The 22,236-nt window shown below is 70.1% G+C and carries 23 protein-coding genes; 13 read left to right on the top strand and 10 right to left on the bottom strand.

Going from position 1 to position 22,236, the window contains the following annotated elements:
• The gene (locus tag MME74_RS16505; RefSeq protein WP_267416183.1) at positions 1-1,386 is read right to left on the bottom strand and encodes a glycine--tRNA ligase; all 1,386 of its coding nucleotides are present in this window, start codon (positions 1,384-1,386) and stop codon (positions 1-3) included.
• A gap of 115 nt (positions 1,387-1,501) precedes the next feature.
• Between MME74_RS16505 and MME74_RS16510 the strand changes: the two genes are divergently transcribed.
• On the top strand, positions 1,502-2,971 hold the full coding sequence (locus MME74_RS16510) for a peptide MFS transporter (protein ID WP_267416184.1): 1,470 nt from the start codon (positions 1,502-1,504) through the stop codon (positions 2,969-2,971).
• Between the two features lie 18 nt (positions 2,972-2,989).
• On the opposite strand, the gene MME74_RS16515 is transcribed toward MME74_RS16510, so the two are convergent.
• Positions 2,990-3,679, bottom strand: coding sequence for a GNAT family N-acetyltransferase (locus MME74_RS16515; RefSeq protein WP_267416185.1), 690 nt, complete (start codon positions 3,677-3,679; stop codon positions 2,990-2,992).
• A gap of 47 nt (positions 3,680-3,726) precedes the next feature.
• Complete coding sequence (locus MME74_RS16520; protein ID WP_267416187.1) at positions 3,727-5,052, bottom strand: alpha-hydroxy-acid oxidizing protein; 1,326 nt, start codon at positions 5,050-5,052, stop codon at positions 3,727-3,729.
• Positions 5,053-5,113: 61 nt separating this feature from the next.
• Between MME74_RS16520 and MME74_RS16525 the strand changes: the two genes are divergently transcribed.
• The gene (locus MME74_RS16525) at positions 5,114-6,556 is read left to right on the top strand and encodes an MFS transporter (protein WP_267416188.1); all 1,443 of its coding nucleotides are present in this window, start codon (positions 5,114-5,116) and stop codon (positions 6,554-6,556) included.
• An 18-nt stretch (positions 6,557-6,574) separates the two neighbouring features.
• On the opposite strand, the gene MME74_RS16530 is transcribed toward MME74_RS16525, so the two are convergent.
• The 4 genes from MME74_RS16530 to MME74_RS16545 form a co-directional block, all read right to left on the bottom strand.
• The gene (locus tag MME74_RS16530; protein ID WP_267416189.1) at positions 6,575-6,976 is read right to left on the bottom strand and encodes a hypothetical protein; all 402 of its coding nucleotides are present in this window, start codon (positions 6,974-6,976) and stop codon (positions 6,575-6,577) included.
• 27 nt (positions 6,977-7,003) lie between these two features.
• Positions 7,004-7,969, bottom strand: coding sequence for a serine hydrolase (locus MME74_RS16535; protein ID WP_267416190.1), 966 nt, complete (start codon positions 7,967-7,969; stop codon positions 7,004-7,006).
• A gap of 110 nt (positions 7,970-8,079) precedes the next feature.
• Positions 8,080-10,044, bottom strand: coding sequence for a M13 family metallopeptidase (locus MME74_RS16540; RefSeq protein WP_267416191.1), 1,965 nt, complete (start codon positions 10,042-10,044; stop codon positions 8,080-8,082).
• A gap of 72 nt (positions 10,045-10,116) precedes the next feature.
• On the bottom strand, positions 10,117-10,665 hold the full coding sequence (locus MME74_RS16545) for a DUF1992 domain-containing protein (RefSeq protein WP_267416192.1): 549 nt from the start codon (positions 10,663-10,665) through the stop codon (positions 10,117-10,119).
• A 94-nt stretch (positions 10,666-10,759) separates the two neighbouring features.
• Between MME74_RS16545 and MME74_RS16550 the strand changes: the two genes are divergently transcribed.
• Positions 10,760-12,082 (top strand): MATE family efflux transporter, encoded by a 1,323-nt coding sequence (locus MME74_RS16550; protein WP_267416193.1) that lies wholly within the window; start codon positions 10,760-10,762, stop codon positions 12,080-12,082.
• Positions 12,083-12,229: 147 nt separating this feature from the next.
• Entirely contained in the window at positions 12,230-12,496 is a 267-nt protein-coding gene (locus tag MME74_RS16555; protein ID WP_267416194.1) for a hypothetical protein, read from the top strand.
• A gap of 180 nt (positions 12,497-12,676) precedes the next feature.
• On the opposite strand, the gene MME74_RS16560 is transcribed toward MME74_RS16555, so the two are convergent.
• Positions 12,677-13,342, bottom strand: coding sequence for a TrmH family RNA methyltransferase (locus MME74_RS16560; protein WP_267416195.1), 666 nt, complete (start codon positions 13,340-13,342; stop codon positions 12,677-12,679).
• Positions 13,343-13,447: 105 nt separating this feature from the next.
• Between MME74_RS16560 and MME74_RS16565 the strand changes: the two genes are divergently transcribed.
• Positions 13,448-14,716: an Nramp family divalent metal transporter gene (locus tag MME74_RS16565; RefSeq protein WP_267416196.1), complete on the top strand. Its 1,269-nt coding sequence runs from the start codon at positions 13,448-13,450 to the stop codon at positions 14,714-14,716.
• A gap of 19 nt (positions 14,717-14,735) precedes the next feature.
• Positions 14,736-15,032, top strand: a complete 297-nt coding sequence (locus MME74_RS16570) for a hypothetical protein (RefSeq protein ID WP_267416197.1) — start codon at positions 14,736-14,738, stop codon at positions 15,030-15,032.
• Positions 15,033-15,059: 27 nt separating this feature from the next.
• On the opposite strand, the gene MME74_RS16575 is transcribed toward MME74_RS16570, so the two are convergent.
• Both MME74_RS16575 and MME74_RS16580 read right to left on the bottom strand, forming a co-directional pair.
• Entirely contained in the window at positions 15,060-16,517 is a 1,458-nt protein-coding gene (locus MME74_RS16575; RefSeq protein WP_267416199.1) for a Na+/H+ antiporter NhaC family protein, read from the bottom strand.
• 54 nt (positions 16,518-16,571) lie between these two features.
• Positions 16,572-18,185 (bottom strand): amidohydrolase, encoded by a 1,614-nt coding sequence (locus MME74_RS16580; protein ID WP_267416200.1) that lies wholly within the window; start codon positions 18,183-18,185, stop codon positions 16,572-16,574.
• A gap of 68 nt (positions 18,186-18,253) precedes the next feature.
• Between MME74_RS16580 and MME74_RS16585 the strand changes: the two genes are divergently transcribed.
• From MME74_RS16585 to MME74_RS16615, 7 genes are all read left to right on the top strand, one after another.
• The gene (locus MME74_RS16585; protein ID WP_267416201.1) at positions 18,254-18,910 is read left to right on the top strand and encodes a TetR/AcrR family transcriptional regulator; all 657 of its coding nucleotides are present in this window, start codon (positions 18,254-18,256) and stop codon (positions 18,908-18,910) included.
• Positions 18,911-18,919: 9 nt separating this feature from the next.
• Entirely contained in the window at positions 18,920-19,549 is a 630-nt protein-coding gene (locus MME74_RS16590; protein WP_267416202.1) for a metal-dependent transcriptional regulator, read from the top strand.
• A gap of 105 nt (positions 19,550-19,654) precedes the next feature.
• The gene (locus MME74_RS16595) at positions 19,655-19,921 is read left to right on the top strand and encodes a hypothetical protein (protein WP_267416203.1); all 267 of its coding nucleotides are present in this window, start codon (positions 19,655-19,657) and stop codon (positions 19,919-19,921) included.
• 68 nt (positions 19,922-19,989) lie between these two features.
• The gene (locus tag MME74_RS16600; RefSeq protein WP_267416205.1) at positions 19,990-20,571 is read left to right on the top strand and encodes a hypothetical protein; all 582 of its coding nucleotides are present in this window, start codon (positions 19,990-19,992) and stop codon (positions 20,569-20,571) included.
• Positions 20,572-20,668: 97 nt separating this feature from the next.
• Positions 20,669-21,481 (top strand): HAD-IIA family hydrolase, encoded by an 813-nt coding sequence (locus tag MME74_RS16605; protein WP_021198233.1) that lies wholly within the window; start codon positions 20,669-20,671, stop codon positions 21,479-21,481.
• Between the two features lie 2 nt (positions 21,482-21,483).
• Entirely contained in the window at positions 21,484-22,065 is a 582-nt protein-coding gene (locus MME74_RS16610; RefSeq protein ID WP_267416210.1) for a YdeI/OmpD-associated family protein, read from the top strand.
• Positions 22,062-22,229, top strand: a complete 168-nt coding sequence (locus MME74_RS16615) for a hypothetical protein (RefSeq protein WP_267416211.1) — start codon at positions 22,062-22,064, stop codon at positions 22,227-22,229. Before MME74_RS16610 ends, MME74_RS16615 begins: the two co-directional genes overlap by 4 nt.
• The last annotated feature ends 7 nt before the right edge of the window (positions 22,230-22,236 follow it).

Raw genomic sequence — 22,236 nt, forward strand, 5'->3', positions numbered from 1 at the left:
TCAGGCGCCGCGCAGGCGCTCCGCGAGGTACGCGTGCAGCTCGTCGATCGAGACGCGCTCCTGCGCCATGGTGTCGCGGTCGCGCACCGTGACGGCACGGTCGTCGAGCGAGTCGAAGTCGACCGTGACGCAGAAGGGGGTGCCGATCTCGTCCTGGCGACGGTAGCGACGGCCGATCGCACCGGCGTCGTCGAAGTCCACGGCCCAGGAGCTGCGGAGCGTGTCGGCGACCTCGCGGGCGAGCGGCGAGAGCTTCTCGTTGCGCGACAGCGGCAGGACGGCGGCCTTGACCGGAGCGAGGCGCGGGTCGAGCCGGAGCACGGTGCGCACGTCGGTGCCGCCCTTGGCGTTCGGCACCTGCTCCTCGACATAGGCGTCGACGAGGAAGGCCATCATCGCGCGGGTGAGGCCGAACGACGGCTCGATCACGTACGGCGTGTAGCGCTCGCCCGTGGCCTGGTCGAAGTACGTCAGGCTCTGACCCGAGGCCTCGCTGTGGCTGGAGAGGTCGTAGTCGGTGCGGTTGGCGACACCCATGAGCTCGCCCCACTCCTTGCCCGCGAAGCCGAACTTGTACTCGACGTCGATCGTGCCGGCCGAATAGTGCGCGCGGTCGTCTTCGGGCACGTCGAACTGACGCATGTTCTCGGGGTCGATGCCGAGGTCGATGAACCAGTTCCAGCAGGCCTCGACCCAGTGCTCGAACCACTCCTGCGCCTCGGCCGGCGGCGTGAAGAACTCGATCTCCATCTGCTCGAACTCGCGGGTGCGGAAGATGAAGTTCCCGGGGGTGATCTCGTTGCGGAACGCCTTGCCGACCTGGCCGATGCCGAACGGCGGCTTCTTGCGGCTCGCGGTGAGCACGTTCGAGAAGTTCACGAAGATGCCCTGCGCGGTCTCGGGGCGCAGGAAGTAGAGGCCCGACTCGTCGTCGACGACGCCGAGGTAGGTCTTCACGAGACCCGAGAACGCCTTGGGCTCGGTGTACTGGCCCTTGGTGCCGCAGTTCGGGCACGGGATGTCGGCGAGACCGTTCTCGGCCTTGCGCCCCTTGCGCGCCTCGAAGTCCTCGATGAGGTTGTCGGCACGGAAGCGCTTGTGGCACTGCAGGCACTCGACCAGCGGGTCGGTGAACGTCGCGACGTGGCCCGACGCCTCCCACACGCGCTTGGGGAGGATGATGCTCGAGTCCAGGCCCACCATGTCGCCACGGCCGCGCACGAACGTCTGCCACCACTGGCGACGGATGTTCTCCTTGAGCTCCGTTCCGAGGGGGCCGTAGTCCCAGGCCGATCGAGAACCGCCGTAGATCTCACCCGCTTGGAACACGAACCCGCGGTGGCGGGCGAGGGCGATGACCTTGTCGAGGCGGGACTGTTCGGCCATGGTGGCTCCAATGGTCGGATGCGGGAGGAGACCCGTGAATACGGGCATCTCATTCTATCCGTGGTTCCCGCGCGCTCCCTGGCCCCGGCGGCTGCGTCGGAGTACCGTCCTTGGGATGAGCACTGCAGCGCGGACACCCCCGGCCCGCAACGACGACACCCGCTTCTTCGGGCAGCCTTGGGCACTGGTGCACATCTTCGGCGTGGAGATGTGGGAGCGCTTCAGCTTCTACGGCATGCAGGGCATCCTGCTCATCTACCTGTACTACTCGGTGTCGCAGGGCGGTCTCGGCATCCCCGAGGTGGTCGCCGGCGGCATCGTGGGTGCCTACGGAGGGTCGGTCTATCTGTCGACGATCCTCGGCGCCTGGCTCGCCGACCGGCTGTTCGGCTCGGAACGGGTGCTGTTCGTCAGCGCGATCGTGATCGTCGCGGGCCACGTCGCCCTCGCCCTCCTCCCCGGATTCGTCGGCGTGGGCGTCGGCCTGGTGCTGGTCGCGCTCGGTTCCGGCGGCCTCAAGGCGAACGCGACCTCGGTCGTCGGCAGCCTCTACAGCCCCGAGGACCCGCGCCGGGATGCCGGCTTCTCGCTGTTCTACCTGGGCATCAACCTCGGCGCCTTCCTGGGACCGATCCTCACCGGCATCCTGCAGTCGACCCTCGGCTTCCACTACGGCTTCGGGCTGGCGGCCATCGGCATGACCCTCGGTCTCATCCAGTACGCGTTCGGTCGCAGAGCCCTGCCCGCGTCGGTGCGCGAGGTGCCGAACCCGCTCCCGAAGAAGCGCTATCCCCTCGTCGCGATCATCGCCGCCGCCGCGATCGTGCTCATCGCCGTGCTCGTCCTCGTCGGTCTGATCCGCGCGGACAACCTCGCGAGCCTCGTCATCTACGGCACGATCATCGCCGCGATCGCGTACTTCGCGGTGATCCTCTCGAGCCGCCGCATCGACGCCACCGAGCGCTCACGCGTCTGGGGCTTCCTGCCCCTGTTCGTCACCAGCGTCGCCTTCTGGTCGCTCTACCAGCAGCAGTTCACCGTGCTGACCGTCTACTCCGACCAGCGCCTGGACCGGCACATCTTCGGGATCACGATGCCGGTCTCCTGGGTGCAGTCGATCAACCCGGTCTTCATCATCATCCTGTCCGGCGTCTTCGCCGCGATCTGGACCCGTCTGGGGAAGCGCCAGCCGTCCACCCCCACCAAGTTCGCCCTGGGAGCGATCATCATGGGAGCGGCATTCCTGCTGTTCCTCCCCTTCGCCGGCGGCGGGAAGAACTCCACCCCGCTGCTCGCGATCGTCGGCATCCTGTTCGTGTTCACGGTCGCCGAACTGCTCATCTCGCCCGTCGGGCTCTCGGTGGCGACGAAGCTCGCGCCCGCCGCGTTCCACACGCAGATGGTCGCGCTGTTCTTCCTGTCGATCGCGCTCGGCACCGCGATCTCCGGATGGCTCGTGCAGTTCTACGACCCGAAGAACGAGGTCCCGTACTTCTCGATCCTCGGCGGCATCGCGATCGTCGTCGGCATCGGACTGCTGCTGAGCGTGAAGCCCGTGCTGAAGCTCATGCGCGGGGTGCGCTGAGCACCACCGGCAGGAGGATCACGCCGTGAAGAGGTACCCGCGCTCGTTGTCGTAGCCGGCGACCTTCAGGCCGCTGCCGAGCAGGCCCTCCATCTGCGCGCGCAGGCGGAGGCGCCACTCGTGGGCGGCCTCCGGGTCGGACACGCGCAGCGACTCGATGTCGGCAGGGATCTCGAGGGTCTCGACGACCGCGTCGTCGGCCGGCGGCTTGGCGATGTCGGCGAGGGCCCATTCGACGTCGAGACGGTCACTCTCATCGCCCGCGTCACCGCCGCCGAAGATGCCGTAGCGGTTGACCGAGTAGCCGGTCGCGCGTGCGCCCAGCACGGTGAAGAAGAAGTGCGCGTTGCGCGCCACGAGCGGATCGAACACCCAGGTGATGCGGCCGACGTCGCGCGAGAACGCCCACTGCCGCTGGTGCTCCTTGAGCTCGCGCCCCCAGCCGCGGCCGCGGTACTCGGGCAGCAGCGCCGTGATGTGCGAGTGCATCGCACGCCGGGCGGGCTCGCCGAAGAACGCGATCGACGCGCCGACCATGCGCTCGTCGTCGCCCTCGCCGTCGAAGAAGCCGACGACGTAGTTGCCCGACTGCTGCAGGGCGCGCAGGGTGCCGGCATCCACCACGCGCTGCGGACCCCGGATGGAGTCGAGCAGGCCCTGCGCGTCGAGGATGAGTTCAACGGTGTCGAGGTCACGGATGGTTCGCACGCACCCAGTCTGCCCCTCCTCGGCCGGTTCGAGGAATCGGAAGTGCCTCAGACGCTGCGCAGCGCGCCGCGGTCGAGCTGCGCCACGGCGGTCAGACCCGCGAGACCGAGCGTGATGTCGAGCTCGGCGAGCACGTTCCGGACGACCTCGCGCACGCCCGTCTCTCCCGCGATGCCGAGGCCGTAGGCGTAGGGTCTGCCGAGCGCGACGACCGTGGCCCCGAGCGCGAGGGCGATCACGGCATCCGCGCCACCGCGCACCCCCGAGTCGAAGACGATCGGCACCCGACCGGCCACGCGCTCCGCGATGTCGGGCAGCACGTCGAGAGTGGGAACCGACTGGTCGATCTGGCGACCGCCGTGGTTCGAGATCCAGATGCCGTCCATCCCGGCATCCAGTGCGGCCTGCGCATCGTCGGGGTGCACGATGCCCTTCAGGATGATCGGCAGGCTCGTCCACTCGCGGGCCTTCGCCAGGTCGCCCCAGGTGAGCGAAGGGGTGGAGAACACGTCGAGGAAGGTCTCCACCGCGGCTCTGGGCAGCGGGGAGCGCAAGTTGTCCCGCAGGGAGCCGCCGCCCGTGAGCGGTGCGCCCTTCCGGGCGATCGTGACGGCGGCGGCGACCGCCTTCGGGGTGACCCTGACTCCGGGCGCCGCGCTCTTCGGGGCGGCCGCGCGCTCGCGGACCAGCTGCTGGAACACCGGATCGCTCGTGTACTGCGCGATGCCCATCCCCCGCGTGAACGGCAGATACGCGAGATCGAGGTCGCGGGTGCGCCAGCCGAGGAGGTGCGTGTCGAGCGTCACGACGATCGCCTCGCATCCGGATGCCTCGGCGCGGGCGAGCAGCGAGCGGTTGAGGTCGTCCGAGGCGGACCAGTAGAGCTGGAACAGCCGGGAGCCGAGCGGCGTCTCCCGCGCGACCCGCTCCATCGGGAACGACGCCTGGTTCGAGAGCGTGTAGGGCACGCCGAGGGACGCCGCGGCCCGCGCGACCGCGAGATCGGCATCGGCGTGCGCCATCTCCATCACCCCGAGCGGCGCGAGCAGCAGGGGCGTGGGCCGGGTCGTGCCGAGGAACTCCACACCCAGGTCGCGCTGCGCCACGTCACGCAGCGGCCGCGGCCACACCTGCCAGTGGCCGAACGCCGCCCGATTGGCGGCCATGGTGCGCTCGGCACCGGCGCCTCCGGCGACGTAGGCGAAGGCCTCGGCGCTCAGCGCTCTGCGGGCGGCGTCCTCCAGCGCGGCGGCGTCGACCGGCACCGCGGGCTTCGTCCCGCTGATGCCGGCGCGATAGATGTCGGACTGGGTGCGCCGGGAGATGCCCCGGCTCGCTGCGGGATCGTCCGGAGCGACGCTGCTCGTGACCATGACCACATGCTAGTCAGGGCCGATCGGCCCCGCATCGCCCGATCGCCGATAGCCTGAGCCCGTGGGTGCGAACGACGACAGAGCCAGGAAGCGGCTCTCCCACACCCCGCCGCGGTGGGCCGTCGTCGCGGTGCTCGCGTTCGCGGGGCTCTGCTCCTCGTTCATGTTCACCCTGGTCGTGCCGCTGCAGGCCGAGCTGCCCCGTCTGCTCGACGCCTCTCGCGAGGACACCACCTGGGTGGTCACGATCACGCTGCTCGTCGCCGCCGTCGCCACCCCGATCTCGGGTCGCCTGGGCGACATGTACGGCAAGCGCCGCGTCGTCACCGTCCTGCTGATCCTGCTGATCGTCGGCTCCCTCATCGCGGCCCTCTCCGGGTCGATCGTCGGCGTCATCATCGGGCGCGCGCTGCAGGGCGCCGTGACCGGCGTCGTGCCGCTCGGCATCGCCATCATGCGCGACGTGCTGCCACCCGAGCGCCTCGGCACCGCGGTGGCCCTGATGAGCGCCACGATGGGCGTCGGCGGTGCGATCGGGATGCCGGTGGCCGCTCTCCTCGCCGAGAACGCCGACTGGCACATGCTGTTCTGGCTCGCGGCCGCGCTCGGCGTGGTGGGCCTCGCGCTGGTCCTGGCCATCGTCCCGGAAGACGTGCTGCGCTTCCCCGGACGCCTCGACGTGCTCGGCGCGATCGGGCTCGCGATCGGCCTTACCGGCATCCTGCTCTTCGTCTCTCGCGGCGCCGAGTGGGGCTGGACCGCTCCCCTCACGCTCACCTGCATCATCGGCGGGGTCGTCGTGCTGCTGGTGTGGGGCTGGTACCAGCTGCGCACGAAGGACCCGCTGCTCGATCTGCGCGTGGCCGCCCGACCGGCGGTCCTCTTCACGAACATCGCGGCGATCGGCATGGGCTTCGCTCTCTTCGCCTCGAACGTGACGTTCCCGCAGCTGCTCGAGATGCCGATCGGCGCGGGGTACGGGTTCGGCCTCGACATGGTCGGCGCCTCCCTGGTGATCATGCCGGCGGGCCTCGTGATGATGGTCATCTCGCCGTTGTCCGGCTGGCTGGAGCGCACGGTCGGACCGCGGCCGCTGTTCACCGTCGGGGCCACCGCGATCGTGCTCGCCTACGTGCTCGTGCTGCTCTGGTCGAGCGAGGTGTGGCACATCTTCGTCGCCAACATCCTGATCGGCATCGGCATCGGGTTCACGTTCGCCGCGATGCCGATGATCATCATGCGCTCGGTCCCGGCGAACGAGACCGGCGCCTCGAACGGGCTGAACGCGCTGTTCCGCTCGGTCGGCACCTCCAGCGCGTCCGCCGTGATGGGCGGCATCCTCGCGTCGATGAGCGTGCAGGTCGACGGTGTCGCCGTCCCGACGAGGGCCGCGTTCGACCTGTGCTTCTGGCTGGCCATCGCCGCCGGACTCATCGCCGTGGTGCTGTCGCTCTTCATCCCGAAGCAGCGGAGTTCCGAGCAGCACCCCTCGCTTCCGAGCTGATCGCCCGGCGGACCCCGCTCAGCGGGAGATCGTGCGGGGGTCCGGATCGTCCTCGCGCGGCGCTCGCAGTCGGTCGGGGATCGGCCAGGCCAGGATGAACTGCGCGGTCGGCGGACGGGTCATGTCGCCGAAGTCGTCGATCTTCACCACGATCCGCCCCGGAGCGCCCTCCTCGTCGGGCGTCACCTCGAGGATGCGCACCCGCAGCGGACGGTCGCCCTCCCCCTCGAGCATCCACGGATCGGCCAGCCAGGAGATCCCGTGATCCTCCAACGCCGCCTCGGCATCGAGCCACTCGGTCGGGTCGGATGCCGGTCGGCCGAGCACGTCCACCGCGACCCAGTCGTCGCCGGCGGGGTGGATCCAGCCGAGCAGCTCGCCGTCGTCACGGCGGTGCGGGGTCCAGTCGGGGCGTGGCATCCTTCGATGCTAGCCAGAACAGGGTCCTCAGTGCGTGTACTCCATGAGCTCGACGCCGAGGACCCGGAAAGCGTCGTGCGCGCGCAGCCGATGGGTGATCGAGAGGTCGTCGAAGCAGACGATGAGCGAGTAGGCGACGCCCGCGCGAGGACCGGCGAGCACGCCCGCCTCGGCCCGGACACCGCGGTCACGACCGGTCTTGTTCACGAACAGCAGGCCGTGGGCGTCGTGATCGTGCGAGAACGGGTCGAGCCCGGTGGACGCCGCGACCAGGCTCAGGTCCTGGTTCAGGCTTAGCCACTCCGAGACCTGGGCGCTGACGGCCGCGTCGACGACCTGCGAGTTCACGAGGGCGGAGAACAGTCCGGCGAGCTCGCGCGCCGACCCCACCGCGACCTGGGGTGCGTCGTCCGGTCCGCGCCGGTCACGGAAGCGGTCGAGCACGGCGGTACGTCGCAGACCGAGCGATTCGATGCGCTCGCGCACCCGGTCGTGGCCGACCTTCTGCAGCAGCGCGTTCACCGCGATGGGGTCGCCCGCGGTGGCGGCCAGCACGGCGAGGTCTTCCAGCGGCAGCGCCGGCGCGTGCAGGTGGCGCCACAGCCCCGAGGTCTCGACCGCATCGACGGTCGAGCGCTCGACGATCTCGAAGGGATCCAGGGTCCCGTCCTCGAACCCGGCCGCCACCTCGATCAGCAGCGGCACGACCCCGAGCCCCGCGACCGGCATCGTCACGTGGTCGTCACCGGCCAGCACGTGCACATGACTGTCGAGGTCGACGACGTGCACCGAGACCTGCGCACCGGAGTCGACCAGGCCCTCCAGGGAACGGAGCGTGGCCGTGAACGAACGACGCCCGACGGCGGCGCGACGCGGAACACGGCGACTCGTGCGGTGCGAGCGCCGGCCCGCAGCGGCGGACTCCGGAGCACCACCGAGAGACTCGGGGGCCGAGGAGTTGCGGAACCCTTCACCAGGCTCGAGAGCGCCCACGCTGATCCTTAGGGGGGTGGATGTGCGGGATACCGAGGGGAGGCGCTCCCCAGCGGCAGGGCTATCGTAACCCCACCGCCAGGGGATGCCTCACAGAGTCGGACGATTGGTCACCAGATGGTCACCCGCGACTCCGCGGGGAGCCAGAGCGCGTCGGTCTCGGCCACCCCGAAGGCCTCGTAGAAGGCGTCGATGTTGCGCACGATCTGGTTGCAGCGGAACTCGTTCGGCGAGTGCGGATCGATCGTCAGCAGCCGCAGGGTCTCGGCGTCGCGGCTCTTCTGCTGCCACACCTGCGCCCACGACAGCAGCAGGCGCTGCACGCCCGTGTAGCCGTCGATCACGGGCGCCTCGGCCCCGTCGAGCGACAGCTCGTAGGCCTTCAGGGCGATGCCGAGTCCGCCGAGGTCGCCGATGTTCTCGCCGATCGTCAGCGCGCCGTTGACGTGGTGCTCGGCGTCGAGACCCTCCGGCACCAGAGCGTCGTACTGCGCGATGAGCGCCTTCGTCCGCTGCTCGAACGCCGAGCGGTCGGCATCCGTCCACCAGTCCTGCAGCCGGCCGTCGCCGTCGTAGCGGCTGCCCTGGTCGTCGAAGCCGTGGCCGATCTCGTGGCCGATGACCGCACCGATGCCGCCGTAGTTCGCGGCCGCGTCACGTCCGGCGTCGAAGAACGGGTACTGCAGGATGGCCGCGGGGAACACGATCTCGTTCATCGACGGGTTGTAGTACGCGTTGACCATCTGCGGCGGCATGTGCCACTCCGTGCGGTCGATGGGCTTGCCCACCTTGTCGACGTTGCGGTCGTGTTCGAAGATCGAGGCCCGGCGCACGTTCCCGAACAGGTCGGCCCGGTCGATCTCGAGGCTCGAGTAGTCGCGCCACACCTCGGGGTGGCCGATCTTCGGGGTGAACGCGTCGAGCTTGGCGAGCGCGCGCTCACGGGTCTCCGCCGTCATCCACTCGAGCTCGGTGATGCTCTGCCGGTAGGCCTCGACGAGGTTCGCGACCAGCTCGTCCATCGCCGCCTTCGCCGTCGGCGGGTAGTGCCGCTCGACGTAGACCTTGCCGATCGCCTCGCCGAGAGCCCCCTCGGTGAGCGAGACGCCGCGCTTCCATCGCTCGCGGATCGTGGGGACGCCGGTGAGCTCGGTGCCGTAGAAGGAGAAGTTCTCCTGCACCAGATCGTCGGTGAGGTAGGGCGCCGCCGCGTGCACGGCCTTCGCGCGCAGCCAGGCCTTCCAGTCGTCCAGGCGCTCGGCGGTGAGCAGCGAGCCCAGGCCCTCGAAGAAGCTGGGCTGCGAGACCACGACCTCGTCGAAGGCCACGGGGTTCGAGGGCGAGACCGCCTCGCGCCACGGGGCCAGATCGACGCCCGCGAGCTCCTGCAGCTCCTCCCACGTCTTGAGGTTGTAGGTCGCGACCGCGTCGCGGCTGCGGACGTTGTCCCAGTGGTGGCCCGCGAGCTCGGTCTCGAGCGCGATGGCACGGTCGGCGTTCGCCCCGGCATCCGCGACGCCCGCCAGCCCGAGCAGGCGCTCGAGGTGCGCGCGGTACGCGGCCCGGGTGTCGGCGAAGGTGTCGAGGCGGAAGTAGCTCTCGTCGGGCAGGGACAGCCCGGCCTGCACGAGCACCGGCAGGTAGCGCTCCGGGTCGCCGGGGTCTCCGTCGACGTAGAGGCCGATCACCGACGCGCGGCCGTCGCGGTCGTAGGTGCCCACCGTGCGCAGGAAGGCCGGGATGCCGTCGATCGCATCGATCTCGGCGAGGGTCTCCGCCAGCGGGGCGACACCGGCGGCGTCGATGCGCTCGGTGTCCATGAAGCTCGCGAACAGGTCGCCGATCTTGCGGGCGAGGGTGCCCTCCGCCGCGTCCTGCGACTCCTCGATGATCGCGCGGACGTCTTTCTCCGCCTGCTCGGCCAGGAGGTGGAACGAGCCCCAGCGCGCCTTGTCGCCGGGGATCTCGGTGCGGGCGAGCCAGGCGCCGTTCACGTGGCGATAGAGGTCGTCCTGCGGGCGGATGTCGGAGCTGAACTCATCAAGGGCGAGGCCCACGGGAAGAACGTCAGTCATGCGCCCCAGCCTATGACCCGCCTCCCCCACTGTGTCGAGAAGCACCTTCCTCTCCGTGTCGGCATCCGCGACTCAGCGCCGACGGAACCAGCGTCCGCGACGGGTGGGAGCCTCGGGGGCGGCGGGCGCCGGCCGTGCCGCTCGGCGAGCGCGCCACGCCTCGACCTCGGCCTCCACGTCCCGCGGTGCGGTGACGACGGGCGGACCGCCCTGGAGCTGACGCCGCGCCTCGCGCACACGCCGGTTGAAGTCCTCCACCACGTCGCGCACGTCCGACTCGCGCCCGAGCAGGTCGAGCTGGTCGTCCAGTTCGCGATCCTCGGTGCGGAGCAGGATGGCGGGAGGGCCGAGCCCGGTGAGGTTCTCGGTCTCGATCTTGCGGCGGATCCACCAGTCCGGGTCGTGGTGGGTGCCGAGCCCCTCCAGAGGCTTCCCGGCACCGGGCAGGTCATCGAACTCGCCGCGACGGATCGCGACCTGGATGGCGGTCTCGATGAACGCCGCGCGGTCGACCGCGGCGGCCGCCCCGGGTGGCGTCCCCGTCTCCTCATCGCCGTCCGCGCTCTCGCCGTGCTGCTGATTCGCGAGGTATCGCGCCGCCGCGTCCCTGGGGTCCGTCATGATCCACCTCCGTGGCATCCGGGTTCCTCTCCACCCTACGACTCCCCTGACGGACGGTCGCGAGGACGTCGGCCCCACGCCATAGGCTCGGAGGATGACCGCGCGCACCTCCCTCAACCGAGAGATCCTGCGCCTGGCCGTCCCCGCCCTCGGCGCCCTCATCGCGGAGCCGGCCTTCCTGATCGTGGATGCCGCGCTCGTCGGGCACCTGGGCACGACTCCGCTCGCCGGACTCGGCATCGCCGGCGCGGTGCTGCAGACCATCGTCGGGCTCATGGTGTTCCTCGCCTACTCGACCACCCCCGCGGTGGCACGCCGTTTCGGTGCGGGGCAGCCGGGCGAGGCCGTGTCCGTCGGCGTGAACGGCATGTGGCTCGCCCTCGGGCTCGGCGCCGTGCTCGCGGTCGTCGGGGCGGTCTCCTCGCCGTGGCTGGTCTCCCTGTTCGGAGCGAGCGACGCCGTCGCCGCCCAGGCGGACGAGTACCTCGTGATCTCGATGTGGGGCCTGCCGGCGATGCTCATCGTGTTCGCCGCGACGGGTCTGCTCCGCGGCATGCAGGACACGATGACCCCGCTGTGGATCGCGGGACTCGGCTTCGGCGCGAACGCCCTGCTCAACTGGCTGTTCATCTACGGGTTCGGGTGGGGCATCGCGGGTTCGGCCGCCGGCACGGTGACCGCCCAGTGGGGCATGGTCGCCGCCTATGTGCTCGTCATCCGCCGCCTCGCCACCCGGCACAGCGCGTCCCTGCGCGCCCAGCGTGCCGGCATCCGCAACACCGCCACCTCGGGCGGCTGGCTGTTCCTGCGCACGGTGAGCCTGCGCGTCGCGCTGCTCGCGACGGTCGGTGTCGCGACCGGCATCGGCACCGAGGAGCTCGCCGGGTGGCAGATCGTGTTCACGATCTTCTCCGCCGCGGCCTTCGCGCTCGACGCGCTGGCGATCGCCGCCCAGGCCCTCATCGGCAAGGAGCTCGGCGCCGGCGACGAGCAGCGGGTGCATCGCGTGCTCGGTCGCACGGTCGCGTGGGGCGCCTGGTTCGGCGTGATCGTCGGCGGCCTGATAGCGGCCCTGTCCGGCGTGCTCGGCATCGTGTTCACGGGCGATGCCGAGATCGCGGCGCTCGTCCAGCCGGCATTGCTCGTGCTCGCCGTCGCGCAGCCGATCGCCGGTGTGGTGTTCGTACTCGACGGGGTGCTCATGGGCGCGAACGACGCTCGGTACCTCGCGATCGCCGGGGGCCTGAACCTCGTCCCGTTCCTGCCCGCGCTCTGGATCATCGCCGCCAGCGGGGTCGACGGCATGGCGGGACTCATCTGGCTCGCGGTCGCCTTCTTCGGGGTGTACCTGCTCGCGCGCCTCGGCACCCTGGGATGGCGCGTCCGATCGGGCCGATGGCTGGGAGCGAACGCATGACGACACCGCTGCGCGCATCGACCGGCTCTTTCCTGCACCGACTCTGCTGATCGCGACTTCTCCCCATCCCCTGGAATCCCCGGAATACAGCGTCTCCCCGCCCTGGCACGTCGACGATGATCGGGAGACACTGAAGGGATGTTGGGGATGACGGAACCACAGGTCTGGACGCTGATCGGCGTCTTCGCCGCCGGGATGTTCGGCACGATCACGCTCGTGTCGACGATCCTCCTGCGGAGCATTCAGAACGAGTTCGCGAGCATGCGGCGGGAGTTCGGAAGCGAGTTCGCGAGTGTGCGGACCGAGTTCGCGAGTGTGCGGGGAGAGATCCGGGCGGTCCACGGACGCATCGACCATCTCGACCGCGACGTCAACGCGATCTACCGCCACCTGTTCGGCATCGACCGCGGCTGACCGGCGTCGGTCCCGCGAGCGGAGCGCGCGGTCAGGCGATCTCGAGCTCCGCGATCACGATCTTCTTCATGTGCATCAGCGCCTGGATCTGCTCGGGCCGCTGCTGCAGCAGGTCGAGGCCGGCAGGGATCACCTGCCAACTGACGCCGAACCGGTCCTTGCACCGGTTCCTGAACGCGATCAGCCCGCGTATCTCCGACACCACTCGTACATGATCACGGCGGCGGCGGCGCTCGCGTTGATCGAGCGCGTCGACCCGTACTGGGTGATCTCGATGTGGGCGGATGCCGCGGCGAGCGCCTCCGCCGACAAGCCCGGCCCTTCCTGACCGAACAGGAGTACGCACCGCTGCGGGAGGTCGGCGCGATCGACCGGGACCGCACCGTCGACGTTGTCGACCGCGATGATCGGGATGCCCTCGGCCGCGGCCCACGCGGCGAACGTCTCGACATCTTCATGATGGACGACGTGCTGGTACCGGTCGGTGACCATGGCGCCGCGCTTGTTCCAGCGGCGGCGGCCGATGATGTGCACGGTGTCGGCGAGGAACGCGTTGGCGCTGCGCACGATCGACCCGATGTTCATGTCGTGCTGCCAGTTCTCGATGGCGACGTGGAACGGATGCCGCTGCGTGTCGAGGTCGGCCACGATCGCCTCCATCCGCCAATAGCGGTAGCGGTCGATCACGTTGCGGGTGTCTCCCGCGGCCAGGAGCTCGGGGTCGTACTGCGGGCCCTCAGGCCAGGCCTTCTCGCCGCCGGGCCAGGGGCCGACGCCGTAGCCGGGCTGGGCGATCGAACCCGTCGGGGCGCCTGGGGTGGTGCTCTCCGGCGCCTCGTCATCCATCCCGCCAGGCTATCGCCGCGACACGTCGGTTCCGACGCAGAGGATATTTAGGTGGACCGAAAAATACGCTACGGTTTCGGTGTGCCTAAAAATTCGGATCTCCTGATGACGACCCCGGCCGCGCCCGCGGCGAGAGCGCCTCGCAGCCTGTGGCTGCTCGGACCGGCCCTCGTCGCCGGCGTGGCCTACCTCGACCCCGGCAACGTCGCCAGCAACATGACCGCGGGGGCGCAGTACGGCTACCTGCTGGTGTGGGTCGTCCTCGCGGGCAACGTGATGGCCTGGCTGATCCAGTACCTCTCGGCCAAGCTCGGCGTCGTCACCGGGCAGAGCCTTCCCGAGGTGCTGGGCGCCCGCCTGAAGCGACCCTGGGCCCGCCGCGCCTACTGGCTGCAGGCCGAGCTCGTCGCGATGGCCACCGACCTCGCCGAGGTGATCGGCGGCGCGGTCGCCCTCAACCTGCTGTTCGACGTCCCGCTGCTCCTGGGCGGACTGATCACCGGGGCGGTCTCGATGATCCTGCTCGCGGTGCAGAACCGCGGCGGTGCACGCCCGTTCGAGTTCGTGATCATCGGGCTCATGCTCATCATCACGATCGGATTCCTCGCCGGGCTCTTCGTGGCTCCTCCGGACCCGGCGGGCGTGCTCGGCGGCATGGTCCCGCGCTTCGAGGGCACCGGATCGGTGCTGCTGGCCGCGTCCATCCTCGGCGCCACGATCATGCCGCACGCGATCTACGCACACTCCTCCCTCGCCCGCGATCGCTTCGGGGCCACCACTGCGCACGCCGGCGACGAGGCGGCGCGCACCGAGACCTCGCGCATCCGCCGCCTGCTGACCGCCACCCGCTGGGACGTCTCGATCGCGATGGTCATCGCCGGCTCCGTGAACCTCGGCATCCTGCTGCTCGCCGCCGCGAACCTCGCCGGTGTCGAGGGCACCGACTCCCTGGAGGGCGCGCACGCCGCCCTCGCCGCCGGCCTCGGTCCGGTCGTGGCGACCTTCTTCGCGGTCGGCCTGCTCGCGTCGGGACTGGCCTCGACCTCGGTGGGCGCCTACGCGGGAGCGGAGATCATGCATGGACTGCTGCACGTGCGCATCCCGCTGCTGCTCCGCCGCCTGGTGACGCTCATCCCCGCGCTCGTGATCCTCGGCGCCGGCATCGACCCCACGCTCGCGCTGGTCCTCAGCCAGGTGGTGCTGTCGTTCGGCATCCCGTTCGCGCTGATCCCGCTCGTCGCGCTCACCGCGCAGAAGCGGACACTCGGCGCCTGGGCGAATCGACGCTGGACCACGGCCGCCGGCATCCTCGCGTCCGTGCTGCTGATCGCGCTCAACGGCGCCCTGCTCTGGCTGGTGCTGACCGGCGCCTGAGCCCGGATAGGCTCGACACATGTCTGCCGAGAACGCCCGTCGCACTGTCCGCATCCTCACCTGGATCGGCTTCGCGACGGGCGTGATCGGCGGCCTGCTGATCGCCTTCCCGAAGGCCATCGGCCCCGGCAGCCCGTGGGTGCAGCTGGCGCTCGGCGTCGCCACACTCGTGCTGGCCTTCCGTGCCCGCAAGATCGGCATGGACGAGGTCGAGGGGTTCGACGGCCGGCTCTCGCTGGCCGCCGCCCTCCTCGGATTCCTCGTGCTGTTCTTCGCCGGTCAGGCCGCGTTCATCATCCTGACCACGCTCGGCTGACCGGTATCGCCGAGCGGGTCCGTCCGCCTATGCCGTGACGAAACCCGTCACCAGGTACAGCACGAACGACAGCCCGGCGGCGATGCCCGCATAGGGCAGGATCGCGAGCATGAGGTTGATCGGCTTGATGCCGATGGATCTCGACGCGAGGATGATGCCGTCGCCGTACAGGCATGTCGTGCTGCCGAGCGCGGCGCCGGAGAACACGGCGGCGCCGGCGAGGATCGGGTCCGCCCCGAGCGCGAGTGCCAGCGGGAGCACGACCGGGGTGATCACCGCGGCCAGGTCCCAGAACGATCCGGTGGCGTACGCGTAGATGCCGCACACCGCGAAGACGATCGCGGGGAGCAGCGCGGGGGTGAGCACGGGCTCGGTGACCTGGATCACGAACTCGGCGAGCTGCAGCGTGATGTTCATCTCCTGCACCATGAACGCGAGGACCGTCAGGATCATCACGAACAGCATGCTCTCGATGCCCTCGAGCGCGGCGTCCAGGACTCCGCGGATGCTGAGCCGACGCTGCACGAGCACGATCACGAGGGTCACCGCGAGCGAGGCGGCGGTGCCGGCGACGACGTTCGCATCGGTCGCGATCGTGACGCCCACGAGCACGGCCATCGCGATCAGGAAGCCCCACGGCTGGGGCTTGCGCCCGGTGCCGGTCGAGGAATCGGTCGAGGTGGCCAGCGCGGTGGCGACGCGCTGCGCGGTCGAGCCGTCCGGATCGTCGGCCTTGAGCTCGGCGAGGAGGGCCACACCCTCGGCGCGACGCTCGTCGTCGGTCGTGCCGAGCGGGAAGACGTCGCCGTCACGCTCCGCGCGGATCGCGTCGCGCTTGATCACACCGAGCTTCGGCAGCCAGCCGATGCTCATGAGGAGGGCGACCGCGAGAGCGGCCCAACCGAAGAAGATGAACGGGATCGCCTGCAGATAGGCGCCGAAGCCCGTGCCGCCGACCGTGACGCCCTGCGCCTCGAACAGTCCGGAGAAGAACAGCGCCCACGTCGACACCGGGATGAGGACGGCGATCGGCGCGGCCGTCATCTTCATGATCGCGCCGAGCTGCGTGCGCGGCACCCGGTAGCGGTCGGTCACCTGCTTCATCGAGGTGCCCGTGGTGAGCACGTTCAGGTAGTCGTCGACGAACAGCACGACCGAGAGCAGGAACGTCAGCACGGTCGACTTGCGGCGCGAGGTGACGAAGCGCTCGGCCCAGTTCGCGAAGTCGGTGACGATGCCCGACTTCTCGAACAGCATCATCAGGATGCCGAAGAGCGCCACGATCAGCAGGAGCCACTGCGCCGTCTCGTTGGACAGCGCCTTGCCGGTGTACTCGACCCAGACGTCGAACCCGCCCCAGCCGCCGAGGATCAGGGCCCCGGCGACGGTGCCGCAGAGCAGGGCGAAGAGGGTGCGCCGGGTGGCGACCGCGACGATGAGGATCACCGCGATGGGGAGGAGCGCGAGAGCGCCGAATTCAGGCATGGAAGTCACCTCAGTGTGAAGGGGATGCGGAGGAGGGTGCGGTCGAGCCGGGGGTCAGGGCTCGGTGCCGCCGACGACCGTCGCCTGTACGGGCAGGTCGGGGAGGTCGTCCGGGGAGACGTGCAGCGGGTTCTCCGCCCACACGGCGTAGTCGGCCCGGAACCCGGGGGCGATGCGGCCGAGGTCGGCGTCTCCCTGGGCCCGGGCGGCGCCGACGGTGTATCCGTGCAGCGCCTGGTACGGGGTGAGCACCTGCGCCGGCTCGAAGACCGGGGCGTCGAGGTCTCCCGGGCGGCGGCGCAGCATCGACCAGGCGAGGCCGATGCGGGCGTCGTTCTGCGCGATGGGCCAGTCGGACCCGAGGGCGAGGGGCGCTCCGGCGTCCCAGTAATCGCGCACCCGCCAGGCGCGCGCGGCGCGGACGGGTCCGAGCCTGCTCGACCAGTCGTCGGAGCCGTCGGCCTTGCGCCACTGCATGTGCAGCGGCTGCATCGAGGCGGTGATACCCGCGGCGGCGATGCGGGCGACGTCCCGGTCGGTCGTCGTCTCCAGGTGCTCGATGCGGTGCGGGGCGCCCGAGGCGCTGCGCACGCCGGCGGCGAGATAGGCGTCGACGACCTCCGCGACGGCGCGGTCGCCGATGGCATGCGTCGCGACCTGGAACCCGGCATCGGCGTACCGTCGCACGGTGCGGGCGTACGCGGCGGCATCCTTCCAGAACGGCTCCAGGCCCGCGCCGGCGGCATCCGGCTCGTGCAGCCAGGCGGTGCCGGTCTCGACCACGCCGTCGGCGTAGAGCTTGACCACGCCGCCACGCCACCGGTCACCGCGGCGGTCGCGCATCGCGAGGTTCGCGGCCGTCCGCTCCTCGTCGAATCCGGGCTCGTGGTCGATCGCCGAGACGATGCGGATCGGGAGGCCCGGCCCCTGCTCCAGGGCATCGAGCAGTGCGAGCGTCGCGAAGCCGCCGTCCATGATCGTGCCGCCGGTGAGGCCGGAGTCGCGCAGCCCGCGCAGCAGCTCGTGGCCGACGGCGAGGGTCTGGTCGCGGTTCAGCGCCGGGGCGCTCAGCCGCACCGGCTCGTAGGCGCCGAGCTCCCGCAGTTCTCCGGTGGGGCGGCCGTCGGAGTCCACGACGACGCAGGACGAGTCCTCGAACTCGCGTGCGCCGGTGATGCCCGCCCGGCTCAGTCCCGCGCGACTGGCGAGCGCGGTGTGGCCGTCGAACACGATCAGCAGGGCCGGGAGGCCGCGCACGGCATCCTCGATCGCCTCCGCCGTCATCGGCAGGTCGTGGAAGACGTCGTAGTCGAGGTTCCAGCCGCGCACCCACGGGTCGGCGTCTTCGGCGAGCGCGCGGTCGGCCTCGGCACGCAGCGCCGCGAGAAGCGCGGTTCCCGTGGTCAGGCCGCCCAGGTCGATCCCGGCCGTCAGCTCGATCCCCTGGATCGGATGCAGGTGCGCGTCGATGAGTCCGGGGGTCACGGCCGCGCCGCCGAGGTCGTGCACGACGGTGCGCGGCCCGCGCAGCTCGCGGACCAGGGCGTCATCGCCGACCGCGAGGAAACGGCCGTCGCGCACCGCGAAGGCCGAGGCGTGCGGGCGGCGCGGGTCCATCGTCACCACGTGCGCGCCGGTGACAATGGTGTCGGCGTCGAAACCGGTCATGGCTGTGCCTTCGTCAGTATTGAAAGAGTTTCAATAAAATACCAGACACCCGAGCAGAATCGAGCACGATGACGAAATCTCCGCGCAGCGTCGGTCGACCGTCCACGCAGGTGCTCACCGAGGAGCGCATCCTGAAGGCCGCGTTCCGGCTCAGCGCGCAGCGCACGCCGCGGCAGTTCACGATGACCGCACTCGCGGAATCGCTGGGCGTGCGCACCTCGGCGCTGTACCACCACTTCGCGAACCGCGACGCCGTGATCCGGGCCATGCGCGGGCAGGTGAGCCGCGCGCTCGTCTCCCCCGTGCTGCACGAGATGCCCGTCGAAGACGCGCTCCTGACCTGGGCGCACAGCTACCGCGCCGCCGCGATCGCCGCGCCGGAGGCCATGGTGATGCTCGCCACCTCGCCGATCGACGCCGACGAGGGCTCGTTCGCGGACTACGAGCAGATCGCCCGGCTCCTCACCGACGACGGGTGGCCGACCGACACGATCGTGGATGCCATCGTCGCGCTGGAGTCGTTCATCATCGGCTCCGCGCTGGACGCCCTCGCCCCGGCCGACAACATGGCGCCGGGAGAGCTCGCCCCGGAGTTCCCCGCTTTCGCCGCGGCCGAAGCCGCCCGCGCGCGCCTCAGCGACGACCCGGCCCGCCGCACGTTCGAGATCGGCGTGCGCGCACTGATCCACGGGCTCACCGCGTGGGCGCGCGAGCGCACACCGTAGGCTGGACCGGTGGCATCCCCGGCAGCTGACGACTATCTGAAGACCGTCTACGCGCATACCGAGTGGCAGGACGCGCCGATCACACCCTCCGTACTCGCCGCGAAGCTCGGCATCGCCCCGTCGTCGGTCACCGAGATGGTGAAGAAGCTCGCCGCCGCGGGCCTCGTCTCGCACGTTCCCTACGGTGCGGTGCGGTTGACGGATGCCGGCACCGTCCGCGCCCTCGCGATGGTGCGCCGGCACCGCCTGGTGGAGACCTGGCTGGTGCAGGAGTTCGACTACGGCTGGGACGAGGTGCACGACGAGGCCGAGGTGCTCGAGCACACCATCAGCGACCGACTGCTCGAAGGCATCGACGCGCGTCTGGGCCGCCCCCGCTTCGACCCGCATGGCGATGCGATCCCCGACGCCGACGGCCACATCGAGCGCGTGCCGTTCGTGCTGCTGGCCGACGCCCCGGTCGGCCATGTCGGGCACGTCCTCCGCGTGAGCGACCAGGACCCGGAGGTGCTGCGCGCCGTCGAGGCCTCGGGCCTCGCCGTGGGCGTCGAGGTGACGGTCACCGCCAACGGCTTCTCGATCGGCGGGACCGAGGCCGAGGTCGCGCACGCCGCCGACGCGATCTGGCTCACGGCCTGAGACAGGCATGGGGAATTCTCCCCCCGTCTCAAAGGGCGGTGGGCTCCGGAGAATCCGTTCACCTGGGGATCGCACCCCATCGATCCGGGCAGCCTCGACGGCGCGGTGTCGTTCGACAGCAACGGCGGCTACGCCCCGAACCGCGACGGCTCCGCCCCCACGTCGCAGCATCACGACGGTGAGCCGCTGTTGCAGACGCCCGGGCACGGAACACACGACGAGGGCGACTTCCCCATCGGCTCGACCGGTCATCCCGGCGGGTACCTTCAAGAAGGGTCCGAATCGTTCGCGAACATCGTGAACATCATCGAGACCGGCGAACCGCTGACGACCCCGGGCGGATACGGAAGCGATGATTGGTGGCTGTGGTGATCCGACGTACGCGAAAGCGCAAGCGCGCGCTGGTAGTTCTCGCATTGACATTGACAGGAGTGATGACCATGACCGGATGTGACACCGCGGAACCCGTCCCGACGGGCGAGGCACTGTACGCCGACGCGGAGCAGACCTACATGGACTACCGGGAGTTCGTGAACGGGGTGCAGTCGGTCCTGTCCACCGGCCCCTGGATCGTCGGGCAGATCGGCGACTACGGCATGCAGCCGGACAACTGCGACGACGGCAACGGGTACCAGTTCAACCTGGGGCGACGCCTCACCATGGACCTCGCGGATCGCGAGCAGAATGCCGACGCCGTCGAGCAGTACCTCACGGATGCCGGCTTGTCTCCCCGCCGTCGCACGCTCGGCGAGGGAAAGGACTCGCTCGTCCAGATCGCCGTCGCCGACGAACGCGGCTTCGAGCTGCTCCTCGTCGAGTTCCGCAAGAACGGCAACGCCCAGATCTCGGCCGCCACCACCTGCCGCCCCGGCAACGCCCACGATCTCTCCGACATGCTCTTCGGCGAGGAGGTCTTCCTCGGCGGCTACCTCCCGTCGGATTTCGAGTCCCCGACCGATCCGCTGTTCTTCGGCATCACCCCCGGCGACCCGAAGTTCGCCACCGAGACCCCTGCCCCGTAGCCTCCCGGTTTCGAATCGCCCGATTGGTTGCGTTTCGACGGGAAACTGAGCCATTTGCGCGATTCGAATGGACAGGTGCGCCCTCTAGGCTGTGCACATGGCACAACGTGACGACATCGAATGCTGGCTGACCGACATGGATGGCGTGCTCGTCCATGAGAACGACGCCATCCCCGGGGCGTCCGAGCTGCTCGCCGGTTGGGAGAGCGCGGGCATCCCCTACCTGGTGCTCACCAACAACTCGATCTTCACCGCGCGCGACCTGTCGGCACGCCTCCGCATCAGCGGACTGCACGTGCCCGAGGAGCGCATCTGGACCTCGGCCCTCGCGACCGCCGACTTCCTGAAGCAGCAGCTCCCCGGCGGCTCCGCGTTCGTGATCGGCGAGGCGGGCATCCTGACCGCCCTGCACGATGCCGGCTTCATCATGACCGAGACGAACCCCGACTTCGTGGTCGTCGGCGAGACGCGCAACTACTCGTTCGAAGCGATCACGAAGGCGATCCGCCTCATCATCGGCGGCGCGCGCTTCATCGTCACGAATCCGGATGCCACGGGCCCGAGCACCGACGGACCGCTGCCGGCCACCGGCGCGATCGCCGCGCTCATCACGAAGGCCACGGGCAAGGAGCCGTATGTCGTCGGCAAGCCGAACCCGATGATGTTCCGCTCGGCGCTCAACAAGATCGGCGCGCACTCGAAGCGCACCGGCATGATCGGCGACCGCATGGACACCGATGTCGTCGCCGGCATCGAGGCGGGCCTGCACACCGTGCTCGTGCTCACCGGGATCAGCGATCAGGCCGAGATCGAGAAGTACCCGTTCCGTCCCGACGAGATCGTGCAGTCCGTGGCCGATCTGCTGCCGCGCATCACCGAGACGATCACGACGGTCAAGACCAAGAAGTAGGCATGGGCGCGCTCGACGACGGCGAACGGATCACGGCAGCGGATGCCGCGGCCTGGCGCGCGTGGCTCGAGGAGAACCATGAGCGGGCCGCCGGCGTCTGGCTGCTGAGCGTGCGGGGCAGCGGCGCGGGCGGCGTCGGCTACGAGGATGCCGTGCGGCAGGCGCTGTGCTTCGGTTGGATCGACGGCCCCGTGCGCGTGTTCGGCGACGGATCGGACGACCGCGCCAACGGCCAGTGGTTCTCCCCTCGACGCCCCGGCAGCGGATGGGCGGCGACGAACAAGGCACGTATCGCGGAGCTCGAGGCCGCAGGGCTGCTCGCGCCGGCCGGCATCCGCGTGCTCGAGGTCGCGAAGGCGAACGGCTCCTGGGCCGTGCTCGACGGACCGGAGGCCGGGATCGAGCCGGACGAGTTCGCGGCAGCACTCGACGCCGTCCCGGCGGCGCGGGAGAACTGGGACGCGTTCCCGAAGTCGGTCAGGAAGTTCGGACTCACGCACATCGCGATGGCCAAGCGTCCGGAGACCCGGTCCGCCCGCATCGCGAAGATCGTCGCGGACGCCGCGAAGGGGAAACGCCCATGAACCAGAGTGACGTGCTCTTCCTCGTCGTCTTCCTGATCCTGCTCAGCTCGTTGACCATGTTCGTGGTGCAGTTCGTGCGCTCCCGTCGGCGCCGAGGTCCCGACGACGACGGTCGCGCCGGCTGGTGGGAAGGCCCCTGGGACGACGACGACCGCCGGCGCTGAGCCCGCC

Origin of the sequence: Microbacterium oxydans (assembly GCF_026559675.1) — a bacterium.
Classification (GTDB): domain Bacteria; phylum Actinomycetota; class Actinomycetes; order Actinomycetales; family Microbacteriaceae; genus Microbacterium; species Microbacterium oxydans_D.

What these genes read in the sequence shown, in the direction of transcription:
- MME74_RS16505 (WP_267416183.1), bottom strand. Translation starts at nt 1,386, where the DNA reads ATGGCCGAACAGTCCCGCCTCGACAAGGTCATCGCCCTCGCCCGCCAC.
- MME74_RS16510 (WP_267416184.1), top strand. Translation starts at nt 1,502, where the DNA reads ATGAGCACTGCAGCGCGGACACCCCCGGCCCGCAACGACGACACCCGC.
- MME74_RS16520 (WP_267416187.1), bottom strand. Translation starts at nt 5,052, where the DNA reads ATGGTCACGAGCAGCGTCGCTCCGGACGATCCCGCAGCGAGCCGGGGC.
- MME74_RS16530 (WP_267416189.1), bottom strand. Translation starts at nt 6,976, where the DNA reads ATGCCACGCCCCGACTGGACCCCGCACCGCCGTGACGACGGCGAGCTG.
- MME74_RS16540 (WP_267416191.1), bottom strand. Translation starts at nt 10,044, where the DNA reads ATGACTGACGTTCTTCCCGTGGGCCTCGCCCTTGATGAGTTCAGCTCC.
- MME74_RS16545 (WP_267416192.1), bottom strand. Translation starts at nt 10,665, where the DNA reads ATGACGGACCCCAGGGACGCGGCGGCGCGATACCTCGCGAATCAGCAG.
- MME74_RS16550 (WP_267416193.1), top strand. Translation starts at nt 10,760, where the DNA reads ATGACCGCGCGCACCTCCCTCAACCGAGAGATCCTGCGCCTGGCCGTC.
- MME74_RS16555 (WP_267416194.1), top strand. Translation starts at nt 12,230, where the DNA reads ATGACGGAACCACAGGTCTGGACGCTGATCGGCGTCTTCGCCGCCGGG.
- MME74_RS16560 (WP_267416195.1), bottom strand. Translation starts at nt 13,342, where the DNA reads ATGGATGACGAGGCGCCGGAGAGCACCACCCCAGGCGCCCCGACGGGT.
- MME74_RS16565 (WP_267416196.1), top strand. Translation starts at nt 13,448, where the DNA reads ATGACGACCCCGGCCGCGCCCGCGGCGAGAGCGCCTCGCAGCCTGTGG.
- MME74_RS16570 (WP_267416197.1), top strand. Translation starts at nt 14,736, where the DNA reads ATGTCTGCCGAGAACGCCCGTCGCACTGTCCGCATCCTCACCTGGATC.
- MME74_RS16575 (WP_267416199.1), bottom strand. Translation starts at nt 16,517, where the DNA reads ATGCCTGAATTCGGCGCTCTCGCGCTCCTCCCCATCGCGGTGATCCTC.
- MME74_RS16580 (WP_267416200.1), bottom strand. Translation starts at nt 18,185, where the DNA reads ATGACCGGTTTCGACGCCGACACCATTGTCACCGGCGCGCACGTGGTG.
- MME74_RS16585 (WP_267416201.1), top strand. Translation starts at nt 18,254, where the DNA reads ATGACGAAATCTCCGCGCAGCGTCGGTCGACCGTCCACGCAGGTGCTC.
- MME74_RS16600 (WP_267416205.1), top strand. Translation starts at nt 19,990, where the DNA reads ATGACCGGATGTGACACCGCGGAACCCGTCCCGACGGGCGAGGCACTG.
- MME74_RS16605 (WP_021198233.1), top strand. Translation starts at nt 20,669, where the DNA reads ATGGCACAACGTGACGACATCGAATGCTGGCTGACCGACATGGATGGC.
- MME74_RS16610 (WP_267416210.1), top strand. Translation starts at nt 21,484, where the DNA reads ATGGGCGCGCTCGACGACGGCGAACGGATCACGGCAGCGGATGCCGCG.
- MME74_RS16615 (WP_267416211.1), top strand. Translation starts at nt 22,062, where the DNA reads ATGAACCAGAGTGACGTGCTCTTCCTCGTCGTCTTCCTGATCCTGCTC.